Here is a 16,454-nt window from a genome sequence, read left to right as displayed (position 1 = left end):
CGGACGTGCATGTCTTCCACCGAACCCAGGAATCCCGCATGAGCGTAGACGCCGCCGCGAAATCCGTTCCCGACCCGGCGTTGCCGGAGTTCAAGACCACGCTGGGCCATCCGCGCCCGTTGTGGATGCTGTTCATGACCGAATTCTGGGAGCGCTTCGCGTTCTACGGCATCCGCTGGGCACTGGTGCTGTACATCGTGTCGCAGTTCTTCGAGGGCGACTCGGCCGGCCAGGCCGCCGCCAGCCGCACCTACGGTGCCTACCTGGCGCTGGTGTATGCCGCGGCCATCTTCGGTGGCTACGTCGCCGACCGGGTGCTGGGTTACCAGCGGTCGATCCTGACCGGTGCGGTGATCATGGCGGCCGGTCTGTTCATGGTCGCCATGCCGAACAAGGAAGTGTTCGAGCTGGGCCTGGCCACGATCATCATCGGCAACGGCCTGTTCAAGCCCAACATCTCGACCATGGTCGGCAAGCTGTACGGGCTGAAGGACGAGCGCCGCGATTCGGGCTTCACCATCTTCTACATGGGCATCAACATCGGCGCGATGATCGCCCCGGTGCTCACCCAGTACCTGGCCGAGCGCGTGTTCGGCACCCAGGCGATGCCGTCCTACAAGATGGTGTTCATCGCTTCGGGCATCGGCATGCTGATCAGCCTGGCGTGGTTCTACGTCGGCCGTGCAGGCCTGAAGGGCATCGGCGCACCGCCGGCCGGTGCTGAAGGCTTCGGCCGCATCATCATGGTGTTCGTGGGCGCCATCGTCGCCATCCCGGTCGCCTACTTCCTGCTGTCCACCGGCGCCACCGCGCTGGCCTGGATCCTGGGCGTGATGTTCATCGCGCTGGGCGTGCTGCTGCTGGTCGAGGGCATCCGTGAGGGCAAAGTGCAGCGCGACCGCGTGATCGCGATGCTGATCATCTTCACCTTCAACGTGATGTTCTGGATGTTCTTTGAACAGGCCGGCAGCTCGTTCACCTTCCTGGCCGACAACATCGTCAACCGCAACCTGGGCGGCTGGGAATTCCCGACCGCGTGGTTCCAGTCGGTCAACTCGGTGGCGATCATCACCCTGGCCCCGCTGATTGCCTGGATCTGGATCAAGCTGGGCCGCGCCAATCCGTCGATCCCGCGCAAGTTCGGTCTGGGCCTGCTGTTCAACGGCGCGGCCTTCGCGCTGCTGATGCTGGCACTGTCGAGCATGGTGGTGGACGGCAAGATCCCGTTCTGGACGCTGTTCATGGTCTACGTGATCCAGTCCGTGGGTGAGCTGTGCCTGTCGCCGATCGGCCTGTCGATGGTGACCAAGCTGGCCCCGGTGCGTCTGGTCGGCTTCGGCATGGGCGGCTGGTTCCTGTCCACCGGCATCGGCAACAACCTGTCCGGCATCTTTGCCGGTGCGGTCAGCGGCGAAGGCGGCATGACTGTCGAGTCGGCCCTGAAGGGCTATACCTTCGGCTTCTGGGCGTTGATCGTCTCCGGCGCGGTGCTGTTCCTGATCGCGCCGCTGATCAACAAGCTGATGCACGGCGTCAAGTGAGGTCGGCGATGCGCATGAAAACGTGGTGTGCTTCGATGATCGTGACTGGCCTGCTGGCCGCATGCTCACCGTCCCCGGCGCCCACCGCCGAACCTGCGCAGCCGCTGGACACCACCGAGCAGAAGCGGCCGGTCGCTGATCCCAGCGCTCCGGTGGCTTCGGGCAACACCCCGGCCGCGGCGGATATCGCCGCGGTCGCTGCGCTCAACGCGCAGTTCGATCCGGGCCGCGATCCGGTCGCCGACCTGGCCACGGCCAAGGTCGAGGCCCAGCGCGGCGGCAAGCGGATCGTGCTGGACGTGGGCGGCGAGTGGTGCTCGTGGTGCCACCTGATGGACGCCTTCATCGAGGGGGATGCGGAGATCCGCAGCTTCCGCGATGCCAACTACGTGTGGATGAAGGTCAACTACAGCGAAGACAACGAGAACGCGGCCTTCCTGGCGCAGTTCCCGGCGATCAAGGGCTACCCGCACCTGTTCGTACTCGACGCCGACGGCAAGTTGCTGCACTCGCAGTTCACCGGCGAGCTGGAGGCCGACAAGGGCCAGCCCAAGGGCTACAACCGCACGCGGTTCTTCGCCTTCATGAAGGACTGGGCGCCGCCCAAGGCGCCGTGATCGAAAAGGCCGCGCAAGCGGCCTTTTTTATGGGCTGAACCTTTTCTGGGCATGGATTCCCGGGTAGCACCACGCCGTGCGTGGCTGCTCTCCGGCAGGGTCGCCGCAAGCGTTTCCCCCTCAATTTCCCCTTCCCGTTGCCGCTATCTCCAAGGACGTCATGCCGCGCTGTTCGTGGCGCACAACCAACGGATTGAAACGCATGCAGATGGGCGCCAGCGACAGCACTTCCGAGACCCTCCTGGAGACCCCGGCCGGGGTAAGCCTGCCGCCGGTCGAGGTGCTGCTCGACGACCAGGAAGCGCACGCAGGTGCCGACGCCGATACCCCGGCGCCGGGCGCGATCCACTACCGGCTGCCGCTGGTGGCAGTGCCGGACAACGTGCTGCTGAAGGCGGCGGTGCAGAAGCTCGTTGAGCAGAAGTCGCAGCTGGATCTGCTGGCACGCAACCCGGCGCTGGCCGGCCTGGTTCCGGCCGAATGGCAGGGCAGTGGCTTGCGCGGCGTCGACCTGCAGGGCTTCGTGCTCTCGGTGCTGCCGTTCCTGCAGAACGCGGCCAAGGCCGAAACCGCACCGGCGCGGCTGCCACTCAAACATGTGCTCGGCGATACCGGGCGCTGGGACCAGGCCGATGTGACCGAGCCGAAGTCACTGGCGTTCTTCCTGGCCAGCGACGACCGCGCCAGCGTGGGGGTGAAGGACCCGGCCGAGGCCTATCTGGTCGGCGCGTTGGGCTTGGCCTGGGCGCACGAGGGCCGCACCCGGCCGGGGTTCCTGCGCCAGATGGGCTACGACAGCATGGCCGCGCGGGTGAACATGCTCCCGTACCCCGCGCCGACCCAGCTGGCGCTGTACGCCGTGGTGGCGCACGGGGTCAGCCAGGTGTGGTGCGTGCTGGATCGGCGCAAGCTGCGCCCGCTGCTGGCACCATGGATCAGCGTGCCGCTGCTCACTGCCTACGGCGTACCTGCGCCGGTGACCTGGCCCACCTCGTTCCCGCCGGTCGAGGAGGTGGCGCAGATGCTGGCCGCCGTGCGCGGCGGCAAGGGCCCGGTCGAGGTCGACCTGACCAAGGTCGCGGCCAAGGTCAAAGAGGACGCCTCGGCCGAACACTGGATGCCGGTCAGCCTGCTCCAGGTGGGCACCTGGGCGCCGCGGTGGGGCTACTTCATGGCCACGTTCATCGGGCTGCCTTCGGCGCTGCTGGTACTGGCCGCGCTGGCCCTGCCCAATGCCATCGAAGCGGCGGCCGTGGCCGCTTCACTGGGCTTCGCCGGCGGTGCCATCGGCGCACTGGCCGCGCCGTGGGTGCACGCGCGGCGCAAGCACCTGAGCTGAGCGGCCGCTTATTCGTCCATCCGCTGCAGGCCTTCCCCGGCCAGGCGCAGGATCAGCTTCTCCAGCATCAGCTCCTCGTCCTCGTTGAGCACGGACATCAGCTTGCGGGTGATCTCGATCACCAGCGGGGCAATGGTCTCGTACACCTCGAAGCCGGCCGCCGACAGCGCCAGCACCGAGCGGCGGCGGTCGTCGCCATGGGTTTCACGCTTGATGAAGCCCCGCTCCAGCAGTCTGGCCACGGCGCGGCTGACCGCCACCTTGTCCATCGCGGTGCGGTCTGAGACTTCACTGGCCGACGAGCCCGGATACAGCGCCAGGATGGTGATGACCCGCCATTCCGGGATCGCCAGACCGTAACGGTCGCCATAGAGCTTGGCGATATTGCCGCTCACCCGGTTGGACAGCACGCTCAGCCGGTACGGCAGGAACTGCTCCAGGTCGAGCAGGGCGTGCGAAGCGCGGATGCTGTGGCTGCTGGGATCGGGCGGGCTCATGCTGCGGTGCACCTTGATGGTGGTTTCATGTGAAACTATAAACCTTCAGTCCGGACTCCGCATTCTCGCGGGTCTGCCTTCCGCCCGCACCTGGTTTTTTCCGATGCGGACTAGTTTTGGAGCCACATCATGAGCAGCCAGCTGAGCACCGCCTCGCACGCCCCCAATCCGGGCATGCAGGTCACCACCTTCGAAAACCCGATGGGCATCGACGGTTTCGAGTTCGTCGAGTTTGCCGCACCGGCCGGCCGTGGCGCCGAACTGCACGCCTTTTTCCGCAAAATGGGATTCAGCGCGGTGCTGCGTCACAAGCAGCGCGCCATCACCGTGTACCGCCAGGGCGGCGTCAACTTCCTGGTCAACGAAGAGCCGGATTCGTTCGCCTCGGACTTCGCTGAGAAGCACGGCCCCAGCGCCTGCGGTTTCGCGATCCGCTTCAAGAAGCCCGGTGCGGAAGTGTTCCAGATGGCACTGGGCAATGGCGCCGAAGCGATCGACTTCAAGCCGGAAACCAAGGCCGTGCCGGCACCGCTGATCAAGGGCATCGGCGATTGCATGCTGTACCTGGTGGACCGTTATGGCGCCAACGGCAGCATGTTCGAGGAAGACTACGCGCCGATCGAAGGCGCCGAGCAGAACCCGGTCGGGTTCGGCCTGACCTTCATCGACCACCTGACCCACAACCTGTATTTCGGCAACATGCAGCAGTGGTCGGACTACTACGAGCGCCTGTTCAACTTCCGCGAAATCCGCTACTTCGACATCAAGGGCCTCAAGACCGGCCTGGTGTCCAAGGCGATGACCGCACCGGACGGCATCGTGCGCATCCCGCTCAACGAATCCTCCGATCCGAAGAGCCAGATCAACGAATACCTCGACGCCTACAAGGGCGAGGGCATCCAGCACATCGCCTGCTTCACCGAGAACATCTACGAGACCGTCGAGGCGATGCGTGCCCAGGGTGTGGAGTTCCTGGATACGCCGGAAACCTACTTCGATGTGATCGACCTGCGCGTGCCCGGCCATGGTGAAGACGTGGCGCGGTTGGCCAAGAACAAGATCCTGATCGACGCCGATCCGGAAACCCACCAGCGCAAGCTGCTGCAGATCTTCACCACCAACTGCATCGGCCCGATCTTCTTCGAGATCATCCAGCGCAAGGGCAACGAAGGCTTCGGCGAAGGCAACTTCACGGCGCTGTTCGAGAGCATCGAGCGCGACCAGATCAAGCGCGGCGTGCTGTAAAAGCCGCTACGCTTGGGCAGCCGTGCCCGTTCGCGGGCACGGTTGTGTGCTTCCCCATCACTCGCCTCCGGCGGAGCAGGACCATGAACAACCCGATGTCAGCGCGCGGCTACCAGACCGGATTCGGCAACGAGTTCGCCACCGAGGCGGTGCCCGGTGCCTTGCCGGTGGGCCGCAATTCGCCGCAGCGGGTTGCGCATGGGCTGTACGCCGAACAGCTGTCGGGCACCGCGTTCACCGCGCCGCGCGGCAGCAACCGGCGCAGTTGGGTGTACCGGATTCGCCCGGCCGTGGCCCACGGCGAGTTCACGCCGTTCGTGCAGGCATACCTGCAGGGGGATTTCGCCCACGGTGCGGTATCGCCGAACCAGCTGCGCTGGGACCCGCTGCCGCTGCCCACCACCCCGACCGACTTCGTCGAGGGGCTGTACACCATGGGCGGTAACGGCGCGCCGGATGCGCACCACGGTGTGGGTATTCATTTGTACGCGGCCAATGCGGACATGCAGGGCCGCTATTTCTACAACGCCGACGGCGAGCTGCTGATCGTGCCGCAGCTGGGCCGGTTGCGGCTGCTGACCGAGTTCGGTGTCATCGAGATCGAACCGCAGCAGATCGCAGTGATACCGCGCGGCGTGCGCTTCCGTGTCGAACTGCCCGACGGGCAGGCGCGCGGCTATATCTGTGAGAACTTCGGCGCGCTGCTGAAGCTTCCCGACCTTGGCCCGATCGGGTCCAACGGGCTGGCCAATCCGCGTGACTTCGAAACGCCGAACGCGGCGTTCGAGGATGTCGAGGGCAACTTCGAGCTGGTGGCCAAGTTCCAGGGCCAGCTGTGGCGTGCGGACATCGATCATTCGCCGCTGGACGTGGTGGCCTGGCACGGCAACTACGCGCCGTACCGCTACGACCTGCGCCGCTTCAACACCATCGGTTCGATCAGCCACGACCATCCGGACCCGTCGATCTTCCTGGTGCTGCATTCGCCCAGCGACACGCCGGGTACCAGTAACATGGATTTCGCGATCTTCCCGCCGCGCTGGCTGGTGGCGCAGGACACGTTCCGTCCACCGTGGTTCCACCGCAACATCGCCAGCGAGTTCATGGGCCTGATCCACGGTGCCTACGATGCCAAGGCCGAAGGCTTCGTGCCGGGCGGGGCCTCGCTGCACAACTGCATGAGCGGGCATGGCCCGGATGCGGCCACGTTCGAGAAGGCATCGGCGGCCGAGCTGAGCCGGCCGGACGAGATCAAGGACACGATGGCCTTCATGTTCGAAACCCGCGGCGTGATCCGGCCCACCGCGCAGGCGATGGCGGCGGAGCACCGGCAGGCCGGCTACCAGCAGTGCTGGAGCGGGTTGAAGAAGCATTTCAAGGCATGATCGATGGTGCTGGCTGCCAGCACGACCAGCGTCGGGGCATCACGGCATGGCGTAGTGGTAGCGCAATGCCGCGACCAAAAGCACCCCGGCGTCGACCCGGTAAACCAGGCGATGCTCCTGGTCGATGCGTCGCGACCACCAGCCCGTCTTGTCGAAACGCAACCGTTCGGGCTTTCCCAAGCCTTCATACGGCGCACGCAGGATTGCTTTCAGCAGCGTGTTGATCCGCGCCAGCCTGCGTTTGTCCGTGCGTTGCCAGTGCAGGTAGTCCTCCCACGCCACGTCGGAGAACTGCAACGTCACTCGGCGAGCTCGCGCGCAGTGCCTCCGCCCGCATCAAGCTGTTCAATGGCAGCTGCCAGCCGTGCGGCGTTGGCCGGTGAGCGTAGTAGATAGGCGGTTTCTTCGATGGATTGGTAGTCCTCGAGTGACATCATCACCACGGCCTTCTGGCCGCTACGGGTGATGGTGACGGGCTCATGATCGTTGATGACGCGGTCCATGGTTTCCGCCAAGGCGGCGCGGGCCGCACTGTAAGTAAGGATCTGCATCGTCGAGCCCTCGGCTGTACATGTACAGAAAATTGTACGTATCGCTTTCGCAGGGTCAATTGACCGCGTCGCAGATGGCCTCGGCGCGCATTCGTGTCACCCTGCGGGCAGCGGCTCACGCTCCAGCCGATGTGCATGTTCGGTGGGCAGCACCTCCAGCAGTCGCTGCTGCACCCGTTGCGCGTAGCCAGATGAGGTCAGCCCGGGCAGCGCATCCAGCGCGGTCAATAGTCCAGCGATCACCGCCTCATCGCTGCGCGCCTGCTGCAGCGCATGGAACAGCGCCGCTGCCTGCGGGTGCCGCTGCAGCTCCAGGATGCCGAGCAGGTAGATGCGCGCGGCCACCAGCGAGCGGCGGCGTTCGGTCGGCGCCGCGGTGGTGACAGGTACGGAAACGGCCGCAACCGGCGCGGCCACGGGCGTGTTCCCGGCGGCGGCCGGTGCCGAGACCAGGTAGCCGGCCTGGATCAGCTGGATGACCATCGCTGACGTTTCCGGCCCGATCATGGCGGTGAGCTGCGGCAGGTCGCGTTGGCCGTCGCAGAGGATCAGCAGGCGTCGCTGGCGCATGTCCAGCGGCGCTCGGTGGGCCTGCAGGGCGGTGCGGGCGAGGTCGGTCTTGCGCGGTTGCATGGGAGTGGGGTCGATGCGGTGCAGGCCGAGCCTGAACGCGTCAGGTGAAAGCGCGATGACAAGCCCGTGCGTGCATGCAGCCATTGCACGGGGTTCGCGCTAGGCTCGGCGCCACTCACAGGAGAAAACGCACATGAAGCAGCTGGGAAGCGTTCTGGCCCTGGGCATCGCCCTGGCACTGGGCGGTTGCGACCGCAGCGCAGAGGCGCCCGCCAAGGACGCGGCGGCAACGCCCGCACCCGCTGAGGCGGCACCTGCGGCAGCGCCCACGCCACCGGTGGCGGCGGACGCGGCAGGCCCGGCCCGGCTGGATGGCTATGGTCCTGCGCGCCTGGGCAGCAGCGTGGAGGAAGTGCGCACCGCCTGGAAGGAGGCATTGACCGGTGATGTCCCCGATGACTACTGCCACGCGCTGCGCCCGCAGGGTGCACAGGCCGATGACGTGATCCTGATGATCGAAGGCAAGCGCCTGGTGCGCTACGACGTGCGCAACGACCGCATCGTGGCCCCGGGCGGCGGCAAGGTCGGGATGTCGCTGGGCCAGCTGCAGACCCTGTACCCGGACCGCGGCGACCTGACCCCGCACAAGTACGACGAGAAGGGGCACAACCTGCGCGTGCGTCCGGCGACCGAGGGCGGTGCGTTGATCAACTTCGAGATCGGGGGCGATGGCAACGTCACCGCCTGGCGGGTGGGCCAGACACCGCAGGTGGACTACGTGGAAGGCTGTTCCTGAGCCCAAGGTGGGGCGTCATCGGGGGCGGCTACGGCCCGCCCCCGGTACGCGCTGAGCCTGCTCGGACATTGCGCTCACCCGCTGCGGCCGCACCCGCTCTAGAATCGGCCCACGCTTGCTGCCCGGGGATACATCGATGATCGCTGCCACTGCTTGGTTCGTGTTGGGTCTGCTGCTGCTGGCACTGGGCGGGGACTCCATCGTCAAGGCGGCCTCGGGGCTGGCCCAGCGCTTTGGCGCCTCGCCGTTCGTGGCCGGGCTGCTGCTGGTGGCCTTCGGTACCTCGTTGCCGGAACTGGTGGTCAACGCGCGTGCCTTTGCGGTGGGCGCCGAGGAGCTGGCGCTCGGCAACGCGGTGGGCAGCAACATCGTCAACGTTGGCCTGACCCTGGGCCTGGCCGCCCTGGCGGCGCCGCTGCTGATCCGTGCCCGGCTGCTCTCGCCGATGCTGGTGCTGCTGGCGGTCGCGAGCCTGGCGCTGATCGTGTTCGGCCTGGACGGGGTGATCACGCGCTGGGAAGGCGGCCTGCTGCTGCTCGGCTTCGTCGCCCTGCTGGCGTTCGTGCTGCGCCGCGCACGCCTGGAATCCGAGCCGGTACGCGAGGCCATCGCCGGCTACGCGATGACCCGCACCGGGTTGTTCCTCAACGTGCTGCGGGTACTGTTTGCCGGCCTGTGCCTGTACTACGGCGCGCGCTGGATCGTGCAGGCGGCGCCGGTGTTCGGCGCGGCGCTGGGCTGGTCGCCGCTGCTGGTGGGCCTGTTGCCGGTGGCGATCGGCACCGCGCTGCCCGAAGTGGCGGCCGCCATCGCCGCGGCACGGCGTGGGCAGGGCGACATGGTGCTGGGCCACGTGATCGGCTCGAGCCTGTTCAACCTGCTGGTGGTGATCGGCGGCATGGCCGCACTCCGTCCGCTGGCGTTGCCGGAGTCGTTCGTGAAGCTGGAACTGCCGGCGGCGATCGCCTTCGTGCTGGTGCTGTACCCGATGCTGCGCGGGAATCTCACCATCAGCCGACGCGAAGGCGCGGTGCTGGTGGTGGCGTTCCTGGGGTGGGTGGCGCTGGAGTTGGCGCTGGTCTGGGCCTAGTTTGCGCATAGACCGCGCAGCCACGCATGGCGTGGCTCTACCCCACCGAAACCGAACTACAGGGTGTCGTCGCCGTCCGGCTTCGGGGGCGGTACGGCTTCTTCCTTGGCCGTCTCATCGCCGGGCAGCATCGGGCGCTTTTCCATCATCAGCGACAGCGCGGCCTTGGCCATCATGTGGGCGCTGATCGGGGCGGTGATGAACAGGAATACGGTGATCAGCAGCTCGCGCGGCTGTGGGTCCTGTCCGAGGAAGATGTGGTAACACACCGAACCCACCAGCACGCAGCCCACGCCCAGCGTGCTGGCCTTGGTCGGCGCATGCAGGCGCTTGAAGAAGCTCGACAGCTTCACCAGCCCCAGCGCCCCGATCAGGATGAAGAAGCAGCCGAACAGCAGCAGCAGCGACAGCGCGATCTGGATGAAGGTGATCATTCGACGATGTCCCGGCGCAGCACGAACTTGCTCAGCACCACCGTGCTGCCGAAGCCGAGCATGGCGATGATCAGCGCCGCCTCGAAGTACACCGCCGAATTGAGGTACATGCCGAACAACATCAGCTCGGCGATCGCCGTCACCGACAGGGTGTCCAGCGCCAGGATGCGGTCGGGCACGGTCGGGCCGCGCAGCAGGCGCCAGGTGGCCAGCAGCATGGCCAGGCCGACCACGTGCATGCACACCACCATGGTGGTCTGGATGAAGGTGAAACCGGTCATGGGAAGATCTCCATCAACGGCGCTTCGTAGCGCGTCTTGATCTGCCGGATCAGTGCATCCGGGTCGTCCAGGTGCAGCACGTGCACCAGCAGGTAGCGGCGGTCATCGGACAGTGCCGCCGAGACCGTGCCCGGGGTCAGCGTGATCATGCTGGTGAGCGCGGCGATGCCGTGGATGTTGGCGATGTCCAGCGGCAACCAGATGAAGCCGGGATGGATGCGGCGCTCCGGGCCGAGCACCTGGATGGCTACGCGGATGTTGGACACCAGGATGTCCCACAAGGTCACGCAGACCAGCTTGGGCAGTGGCTTGAGCGAGCCGATCCGGGCGAACTCGCGGTCCAGCCGCGCGGCGAACAACGGCACCACCACGCCCAGGATCATGCCCAGCACGATCTGGCCCAGGGTGAAGCTGTCGGACATCAGCAACCAGAACGCCACCACCATCACGCTCAGCGACGGCGAGGGAATCAGGCGCTTGTACAGCGATGGTTTGCGTGTCATGGCTGGCGGATCTCCGGCGTGGTCGCGCGCAGCTCGCCGACATAGTCCTGAGGCTGCAGCAGCTGGGTCGCCATCGCATCGGTATGGCGCACCAGCGGCGCGGCGAACACGCTCATCGCGATGCCGTAACTGAGCAGCAGGGCGGCGGCGATCAGTTCGACGGTACGGGTGGGTGCCTTGCGCGGCGGCGGTGTGCCGTCTTCGACCACCGGCACGCGCCAGAACAGGCGGATACCGGCGCGGGTCAGCCCGACGATCACCATCAGGCTGCTGCCCAGCACCGCCAGCCAAACCCAGCCGGTGTACTGCGCCGGCATGCCGGCCAGCAGCGCGGCCTTGGCCAGGAAGCCGGACAGCGGCGGCAGCCCGGCCACCGAGACCGCGCCGATCAGGAACAGCACCGCCGGGGTCTGCTTGCCGGGCATCGGCGCGATGACTTCCTTCCTGTCGCTGGCTCCGCCACGACGGCGCCGGATCAGGTCGGCAACCAGGAACAGCGCGGCGGCCACGAAGGTACTGTGCGGCAGGTAGTACAACCCGGCCGAGAGCACCTGCGGGGTACGCACCGCGAAGGCGATGAACAGCGTGGCCGCCGAGACCACCACCAGGTAGGAGATCAGCACGCGCAGACGCGCCGCAGCCAGGACACCCAGGCCGCCGAGCACCAGCGTGGCCACACCCGCCCACAGCAGCCAGTCGCTGCCGTAGCCGGCCATTGCACCGGCCTCATCGCCGAACCACAACGAACTGACCCGCAGCACTGCATACAGGCCGACCTTGGTCATGATCGCGAACAGCGCGGCCACCGCGGCCGGTGCACGGGCATAGGCTTCAGGCAGCCACAGGTACAGCGGCATCAGCGCCGCCTTGCTGCAGAAGACCAGCAGCAACAGACCCATGGTGGCCTTGACCAGCACCAGGTGCGAGGGCGGTACCTCGGCGATGCGCTGGGACAGTTCGGCCATGTTCAACGAACCGAGCGAGGCGTACAGCAGGCCGAGCGCGATCAGGAACAGGGTCGAGGCGGTGACGTTGAACACCACGTAGTGCAGGCCGATGCGCATGCGCAGGCCGCGCCCGCCGCTGAGCAGCAGCCCGTAAGAGGCGATCAGCATCACCTCGAAGAACACGAACAGGTTGAAGATGTCGCCGGTCAGGAAGGCACCGTTGAGCCCCACCAACTGGAACTGGAACAACGCATGGAAGTGCGGTGCGCGCCGGTCCCAGCCCGAGCACGCATGCAGCAGGCAGGGAATGGCCAGCAGCACGGTGGTGACCAGCATCCACGCCGACAGCCGGTCGGCAACCAGGGCGATGCCCAGGCGTGAGGGCCAGTCGCCGAGCAGGTACACCGCGATGCTGCCATCGGCGGTCTGCGCGAACAGCAGAGCCACCGCCGCGGCCAGCGCCGCCATGGTCAGCCAGGCCACGCCGCGCTGCACCTTGGGGCCGTAGCGGCGGTGTTCGACGAACAACGAGCAGGCCGCACCCACCAGCGGAATCAGGATCGGCAGGATCACCGCATGGTTCATGCGCCGCCCTCCCGGCCCGGCGCGGTATCGGCGGCGGTGTCGTCTTCTTCTTCGTGGGCGTCGACGTGGTCGCTGTGGTTGTCACTGCGGCTGCGCATGGCCAGCACGATGCTCACCGCGGTCATCGCAAAGGCGATCACGATGGCGGTCAGCACCAGCGCCTGCGGCAGCGGGTCGGTGTAGTTGCCCAGGTTGCTGTCGATGCCTTCGCGCAGCACCGGCGCCTTGCCCGTGACCAGCCGGCCACCGGCGAAGATCAACAGATTGGTGGCGTAGGACAGGAAGGTCATGCCGAGGATGACGTCGAAGCTGCGCGCACGCAGGAGCAGGTAGATGCCGATCGCACTCAACACGCCGATCGCGCTTGCCAGGGCCAGTTCCATCAGTGCATCTCCCCGGTTCTTGCCGAACGTCGGTTGGGATCGATCTCGCCCTTGCGGGCAGTGCGGGTGCGCGAGGGCTTGATCGTGCCCATCATCGACAGCATCAGCATCGCCCCGCCGAACACCACCAGGTACACGCCGGTATCAAAACCAATCGCGCTGGCCAGCGGCACCTCGCCGATCAGCGGGATGTACAGGTCCAGGTGGCCGCTGGTCAGGAACGGCACCCCGAACAGCATCGAGGCGCTGCCGCTGACGATGGCGATCAGCAGGCCCGCACCGATGCAGCGGATGTAGTCGAACCCGAACCGCGACTCCACCGAGGTGGTGCCCTGGATCACGTACTGGATCAGCAGCGGCACGGCCAGCACCAGGCCGGCGATGAAGCCGCCACCGGGTGCGTTGTGGCCGCGCAGGAACAGGAAGATGGAAACGGTCATGGTCAGCGGGAACATGATCTGGGCCAGGTCGGCCGGCACCGGCAGCTTCACCGGCGGGCCCGGCATCTGCTGCTCCGGTGCCATCCGCGAGCGCCGCAGCATCGCGTGCACCACCAGCGCGGCGATGCCGAACACGGTGATCTCACCGAAGGTATCGAAGCCGCGGAAGTCGACCAGGATCACGTTGACCACGTTCTGCCCATAGGCTTCCGGCAATGCGCGTGCGAGCAGCTCGCCGGCCATGGTGTTGGGCGGCAGGGTCATGGCGGTGTAGGCCAGCGCGGCCAGGCCGCCGCCGCCGATGATCGCGATCAGCGCATCGCGGCGCTTGCGCCAGCGGCCTTTCTCCGGCGCCGACTGCGCCGGCAGGTAGTTCATGCCCAGCAGCATCAGCACCAGGGTGACCATCTCCACCAGCAGCTGGGTCAGGGCCAGGTCCGGTGCGGACAGGAACACGAAGGTCAGCGCCACCATCAGCCCGACCCCGCCCACCACCAGTACCGCCAGCAGGCGCTGCCGGTACACGAACAGAGCGCCCAGCGCGCAGGCCATCATCACCAGCCACAGCGCCCAGCCCAGCAGCGGAATCGGCTGCGGCGAGGGCCAGTTCGGCGAGCCCGGGCTGGCCAGGAACGGCGCGGCGGCGACGATGATCGCCACCACCACCAGCGCCATCAGCATGCGCTGCAGGCTGCCGTTGGCCAGCGCCTGGGTCAGCCGGTGGGCGAAGCCGAACACCAGGTCCAATTGCTTGTGGAACACGTTGCGGCCGGTGGTGCGGGTTACCACGGCGTGCAGGTTGATCAGCCGGCGCAGGCCGAAATACAGCGCGATGCCGCCCACCACGCCTAGTGCGCTCATCGCCAGCGGCAGGTTGAAGCCGTGCCACACCGACAGGCTGTAGGCCGGCATCGCCGGGCCGAGAATGGAGGAGGCGGCCGCATGCAGCACCGGGGCGATGGTCAGCGCCGGGGCCACGCCCACGGCCACGCAGACCACCACCAGGATCTCCACCGGCACCTTCATCCAGCGCGGCGGTTCGTGCGGGACACGGTCCAGGTCGTGTGGGCCCTTGCCGAAGAAGGTGTCGTGCACGAAGCGCAGGCTGTAGGCCACGCCGAACACGCCGGCCAGCAGCGCGGCGATCGACATCGCGATGCGCATGGTCTCCGGGCCGCCGGCGCTCAACGCCTCGGCAAACAGCATTTCCTTGGACAGGAAACCGTTGAGCAGCGGAATGCCGGCCATGGCCAGCGAGGCGATGATCGCCAGTGCGCTGGTGAATGGCATCAACCGCCGCAGCCCGCCCAGCTTGCGCATGTCGCGGGTGCCGGTTTCGTGGTCGATGATGCCTGCGGCCATGAACAACGACGCCTTGAAGGTGGCGTGGTTGAGGATGTGGAACACGCCGGCCACCACCGCCATCGGCGTGGACAGCCCGAACAGCATCGTGATCAGGCCCAGGTGCGAGATGGTCGAATAGGCCAGCAGGCCCTTCAGGTCATGCTGGAAGATTGCATTCCAGGCCCCGATCAGCAGGGTGATCGCGCCGATGCCGCTGACCGTATAGAAGAACAGGTCGGTACCGGCCAGCGCCGGATGCAGCCGCGCGAGCAGGAACACGCCGGCTTTGACCATCGTGGCCGAATGCAGGTAGGCCGACACCGGGGTCGGCGCGGCCATCGCGTGCGGCAGCCAGAAATGGAACGGGAACTGCGCGCTCTTGGTGAAGATGCCCGCCAGGACCAGCAACAGCGCCCAGGGATACAGGGCGCTGGCGCGGATGACATCGCCGGCGGCGAGCACCACATCCAGCTCGAAGCTGCCCACGATGCGCCCGATCAGCAGCACGCCGCCGAGCAGCGCCAGGCCGCCGCCCCCGGTGACCACCAGCGCCATCCGCGCGCCTTCGCGGGCGTCCTGGCGGTGCGACCAGAAGCCGATCAGCAGGAACGAGCTGATGCTGGTCATTTCCCAGAACACCATCAGCAGCAGCAGGTTGCCCGACAGCACCATGCCCAGCATGGCGCCCATGAACAGCAGCAGGTAGCAGTAAAAGCGGTGGGCACTGTCGCGCGCGCTGAGGTAGTAGTGGGCGTACATCACCACCAACGCGCCGATGGCCAGCACCAGCCCGGCGAACATCCAGGCCAGCCCGTCCAGGCGCAGCGAGAAGGCCAGCCCGATCTGCGGCAGCCATTGGCCGAAACTGCGGACCACCCCGCCGGCGAGGATGTCCGGGGTCATGCTCGCCAGCAGCGCCAGCCCGCCCAATGGGGCGGCCGCGGCCAACCAGGCGGCCGTGGAGCGGGAGGTGTGGCGGAATGAGGCGACCGCCACGGCCATCAGGAAGGGCAGGGCGAGCAGCAGGAGCAGGCTAGGATTCATGCAGGGAATGCGGGATTCACGAGCAGGTCGTTTAGTCTAACAGGCAGTCAATTGCTGCCGATACACCCGAATACGCAAGCAATTGCATGTAACGTGCGTGATTCATTTTTTCAGGCTCCGTATCGCGCCCATTCGAGACCGTTGAAGGCCGTATGGAATAACGCCGTCGACTTTGCCGGATCTGCTCCCTCGCAGGCACCGCCAGCCAGCAATGGCAGGGGCTGCAAGGCGACGATCGCGGCCGCGAACATGAACAGATGGCCGCTACCGAAGCGTGCCCATGCCGATGCTGGACGCGGTGCCGTGGACTGCCGGTGAGCATCCCGCTTCGTTCAGGAAGTGCCGGGCGCGAGGTTGGCCGGCAACGCGCTGCTTAGTAGTGCCAGCCGAGACGGCGGTACAACTTGGCCATCACCCAGGCCGGGCCGATCAGCAGATAGGTCAGGTCGGTGAGGAAGCTGGGCTTGCGGCCCTCGAACTTGTGGCCGATGAACTGCGCGATCCAGGCCACCACGAACACCGCGATGGCGGTCTTCAGCAGCCCGTCCAGGCCGATTCTTGCTTCCAGCAGGCGGCATAGGCAGCCGCACACGAAAAACAACGCCAGCATGCCGATGCCCAGCGGCCGCGACATCCGGTTGTACCAGCACCACGCAGCGAACATCGCAAACGCCGACCAGATTCCGTACTGGAAGAAGCTCGCCAGCGGCGGCACGCACCACAGCAATGCCACCACGGACCACAGGATCGCCGGTACCGCCAGCACATGGATGCGCTGGTTGAGCGCATTGCGGTGGTCGTCGGAATAGCTCGCAAAGTAGCGGTCGATCGGGCGCGCAAGCGGGGTGGTCGTGGACAT

18 protein-coding genes are annotated in these 16,454 nt (G+C 66.6%); 7 read left to right on the top strand and 11 right to left on the bottom strand.

Going from position 1 to position 16,454, the window contains the following annotated elements; all coding sequences use genetic code 11:
- Positions 1-38 precede the first annotated feature (38 nt).
- From AC3IPM_RS18055 to AC3IPM_RS18045, 3 genes are all read left to right on the top strand, one after another.
- On the top strand, positions 39-1,541 hold the full coding sequence (locus tag AC3IPM_RS18055) for a peptide MFS transporter (RefSeq protein ID WP_489301616.1): 1,503 nt from the start codon (positions 39-41) through the stop codon (positions 1,539-1,541).
- A gap of 8 nt (positions 1,542-1,549) precedes the next feature.
- Positions 1,550-2,158 carry a thioredoxin fold domain-containing protein gene (locus AC3IPM_RS18050; protein ID WP_489301615.1) on the top strand — a complete coding sequence of 203 codons (609 nt, stop codon included), beginning with the start codon at positions 1,550-1,552 and terminating at the stop codon, positions 2,156-2,158.
- 202 nt (positions 2,159-2,360) lie between these two features.
- Complete coding sequence (locus tag AC3IPM_RS18045) at positions 2,361-3,497, top strand: hypothetical protein (protein ID WP_489301614.1); 1,137 nt, start codon at positions 2,361-2,363, stop codon at positions 3,495-3,497.
- A gap of 8 nt (positions 3,498-3,505) precedes the next feature.
- Here AC3IPM_RS18045 and AC3IPM_RS18040 read toward each other — a convergent pair whose 3' ends face one another.
- Entirely contained in the window at positions 3,506-3,994 is a 489-nt protein-coding gene (locus tag AC3IPM_RS18040) for a MarR family winged helix-turn-helix transcriptional regulator (protein ID WP_489301613.1), read from the bottom strand.
- 174 nt (positions 3,995-4,168) lie between these two features.
- Here AC3IPM_RS18040 and hppD point away from each other — a divergent pair, with 174 nt between their 5' ends.
- Together hppD and hmgA are read left to right on the top strand one after the other, a co-directional pair.
- On the top strand, positions 4,169-5,239 hold the full coding sequence (hppD, locus tag AC3IPM_RS18035; RefSeq protein WP_489304202.1) for a 4-hydroxyphenylpyruvate dioxygenase: 1,071 nt from the start codon (positions 4,169-4,171) through the stop codon (positions 5,237-5,239).
- An 83-nt stretch (positions 5,240-5,322) separates the two neighbouring features.
- Positions 5,323-6,624, top strand: a complete 1,302-nt coding sequence (gene hmgA / locus AC3IPM_RS18030) for a homogentisate 1,2-dioxygenase (protein WP_489301612.1) — start codon at positions 5,323-5,325, stop codon at positions 6,622-6,624.
- Between the two features lie 39 nt (positions 6,625-6,663).
- Here hmgA and AC3IPM_RS18025 read toward each other — a convergent pair whose 3' ends face one another.
- The 3 genes from AC3IPM_RS18025 to AC3IPM_RS18015 all read right to left on the bottom strand — a co-directional run bounded on the left by AC3IPM_RS18025 (position 6,664) and on the right by AC3IPM_RS18015 (position 7,808).
- Complete coding sequence (locus tag AC3IPM_RS18025) at positions 6,664-6,927, bottom strand: Txe/YoeB family addiction module toxin (RefSeq protein ID WP_489301611.1); 264 nt, start codon at positions 6,925-6,927, stop codon at positions 6,664-6,666.
- Positions 6,924-7,175 carry a type II toxin-antitoxin system Phd/YefM family antitoxin gene (locus AC3IPM_RS18020; protein WP_489301610.1) on the bottom strand — a complete coding sequence of 84 codons (252 nt, stop codon included), beginning with the start codon at positions 7,173-7,175 and terminating at the stop codon, positions 6,924-6,926. Before AC3IPM_RS18020 ends, AC3IPM_RS18025 begins: the two co-directional genes overlap by 4 nt.
- 96 nt (positions 7,176-7,271) lie before the next feature.
- Positions 7,272-7,808, bottom strand: coding sequence for a hypothetical protein (locus AC3IPM_RS18015; RefSeq protein WP_489301609.1), 537 nt, complete (start codon positions 7,806-7,808; stop codon positions 7,272-7,274).
- Between the two features lie 133 nt (positions 7,809-7,941).
- On the opposite strand from AC3IPM_RS18015, the gene AC3IPM_RS18010 reads away from it, so the two are divergent.
- Entirely contained in the window at positions 7,942-8,544 is a 603-nt protein-coding gene (locus AC3IPM_RS18010) for a hypothetical protein (RefSeq protein WP_489301608.1), read from the top strand.
- A 136-nt stretch (positions 8,545-8,680) separates the two neighbouring features.
- Positions 8,681-9,634 (top strand): sodium:calcium antiporter, encoded by a 954-nt coding sequence (locus AC3IPM_RS18005; protein WP_489301607.1) that lies wholly within the window; start codon positions 8,681-8,683, stop codon positions 9,632-9,634.
- A 56-nt stretch (positions 9,635-9,690) separates the two neighbouring features.
- On the opposite strand, the gene AC3IPM_RS18000 is transcribed toward AC3IPM_RS18005, so the two are convergent.
- The 7 genes from AC3IPM_RS18000 to AC3IPM_RS17970 form a co-directional block, all read right to left on the bottom strand.
- Positions 9,691-10,068, bottom strand: a complete 378-nt coding sequence (locus tag AC3IPM_RS18000) for a Na+/H+ antiporter subunit G (RefSeq protein WP_489301606.1) — start codon at positions 10,066-10,068, stop codon at positions 9,691-9,693.
- Positions 10,065-10,349, bottom strand: coding sequence for a K+/H+ antiporter subunit F (locus AC3IPM_RS17995; RefSeq protein ID WP_489292761.1), 285 nt, complete (start codon positions 10,347-10,349; stop codon positions 10,065-10,067). The genes AC3IPM_RS18000 and AC3IPM_RS17995 overlap by 4 nt, the downstream gene beginning before the upstream one ends.
- On the bottom strand, positions 10,346-10,852 hold the full coding sequence (locus AC3IPM_RS17990; protein WP_489301605.1) for a Na+/H+ antiporter subunit E: 507 nt from the start codon (positions 10,850-10,852) through the stop codon (positions 10,346-10,348). Before AC3IPM_RS17990 ends, AC3IPM_RS17995 begins: the two co-directional genes overlap by 4 nt.
- Positions 10,849-12,384: a monovalent cation/H+ antiporter subunit D gene (locus tag AC3IPM_RS17985; RefSeq protein WP_489301604.1), complete on the bottom strand. Its 1,536-nt coding sequence runs from the start codon at positions 12,382-12,384 to the stop codon at positions 10,849-10,851. The genes AC3IPM_RS17990 and AC3IPM_RS17985 overlap by 4 nt, the downstream gene beginning before the upstream one ends.
- On the bottom strand, positions 12,381-12,767 hold the full coding sequence (locus AC3IPM_RS17980) for a Na+/H+ antiporter subunit C (protein WP_489301603.1): 387 nt from the start codon (positions 12,765-12,767) through the stop codon (positions 12,381-12,383). The genes AC3IPM_RS17985 and AC3IPM_RS17980 overlap by 4 nt, the downstream gene beginning before the upstream one ends.
- A complete protein-coding gene (locus tag AC3IPM_RS17975) occupies positions 12,767-15,595 on the bottom strand; it encodes a monovalent cation/H+ antiporter subunit A (RefSeq protein WP_489301602.1) in 2,829 nt (942 codons plus the stop codon). The genes AC3IPM_RS17980 and AC3IPM_RS17975 overlap by 1 nt, the downstream gene beginning before the upstream one ends.
- 373 nt (positions 15,596-15,968) lie before the next feature.
- Entirely contained in the window at positions 15,969-16,454 is a 486-nt protein-coding gene (locus AC3IPM_RS17970) for an Mpo1 family 2-hydroxy fatty acid dioxygenase (protein ID WP_489301601.1), read from the bottom strand.

It is taken from the genome of Stenotrophomonas sp. GL_111, assembly GCF_057835245.1.
This window is presented reverse-complemented; position numbering and strand designations above follow the sequence as displayed.

Bases quoted from the DNA above. Each gene is read 5' to 3' on its own strand.
- hmgA (WP_489301612.1), top strand. From the start codon at position 5,323: ATGAACAACCCGATGTCAGCGCGCGGCTACCAGACCGGATTCGGCAAC.
- AC3IPM_RS18050 (WP_489301615.1), top strand. From the start codon at position 1,550: ATGCGCATGAAAACGTGGTGTGCTTCGATGATCGTGACTGGCCTGCTG.
- hppD (WP_489304202.1), top strand. From the start codon at position 4,169: ATGCAGGTCACCACCTTCGAAAACCCGATGGGCATCGACGGTTTCGAG.
- AC3IPM_RS18055 (WP_489301616.1), top strand. From the start codon at position 39: ATGAGCGTAGACGCCGCCGCGAAATCCGTTCCCGACCCGGCGTTGCCG.
- AC3IPM_RS18045 (WP_489301614.1), top strand. From the start codon at position 2,361: ATGCAGATGGGCGCCAGCGACAGCACTTCCGAGACCCTCCTGGAGACC.
- AC3IPM_RS18040 (WP_489301613.1), bottom strand. From the start codon at position 3,994: ATGAGCCCGCCCGATCCCAGCAGCCACAGCATCCGCGCTTCGCACGCC.
- AC3IPM_RS18005 (WP_489301607.1), top strand. From the start codon at position 8,681: ATGATCGCTGCCACTGCTTGGTTCGTGTTGGGTCTGCTGCTGCTGGCA.
- AC3IPM_RS17985 (WP_489301604.1), bottom strand. From the start codon at position 12,384: ATGAACCATGCGGTGATCCTGCCGATCCTGATTCCGCTGGTGGGTGCG.
- AC3IPM_RS18000 (WP_489301606.1), bottom strand. From the start codon at position 10,068: ATGATCACCTTCATCCAGATCGCGCTGTCGCTGCTGCTGCTGTTCGGC.
- AC3IPM_RS17980 (WP_489301603.1), bottom strand. From the start codon at position 12,767: ATGGAACTGGCCCTGGCAAGCGCGATCGGCGTGTTGAGTGCGATCGGC.
- AC3IPM_RS18015 (WP_489301609.1), bottom strand. From the start codon at position 7,808: ATGCAACCGCGCAAGACCGACCTCGCCCGCACCGCCCTGCAGGCCCAC.
- AC3IPM_RS17970 (WP_489301601.1), bottom strand. From the start codon at position 16,454: ATGTCCACGACCACCCCGCTTGCGCGCCCGATCGACCGCTACTTTGCG.
- AC3IPM_RS17990 (WP_489301605.1), bottom strand. From the start codon at position 10,852: ATGACACGCAAACCATCGCTGTACAAGCGCCTGATTCCCTCGCCGTCG.
- AC3IPM_RS18010 (WP_489301608.1), top strand. From the start codon at position 7,942: ATGAAGCAGCTGGGAAGCGTTCTGGCCCTGGGCATCGCCCTGGCACTG.
- AC3IPM_RS17975 (WP_489301602.1), bottom strand. From the start codon at position 15,595: ATGAATCCTAGCCTGCTCCTGCTGCTCGCCCTGCCCTTCCTGATGGCC.
- AC3IPM_RS17995 (WP_489292761.1), bottom strand. From the start codon at position 10,349: ATGACCGGTTTCACCTTCATCCAGACCACCATGGTGGTGTGCATGCAC.
- AC3IPM_RS18020 (WP_489301610.1), bottom strand. From the start codon at position 7,175: ATGCAGATCCTTACTTACAGTGCGGCCCGCGCCGCCTTGGCGGAAACC.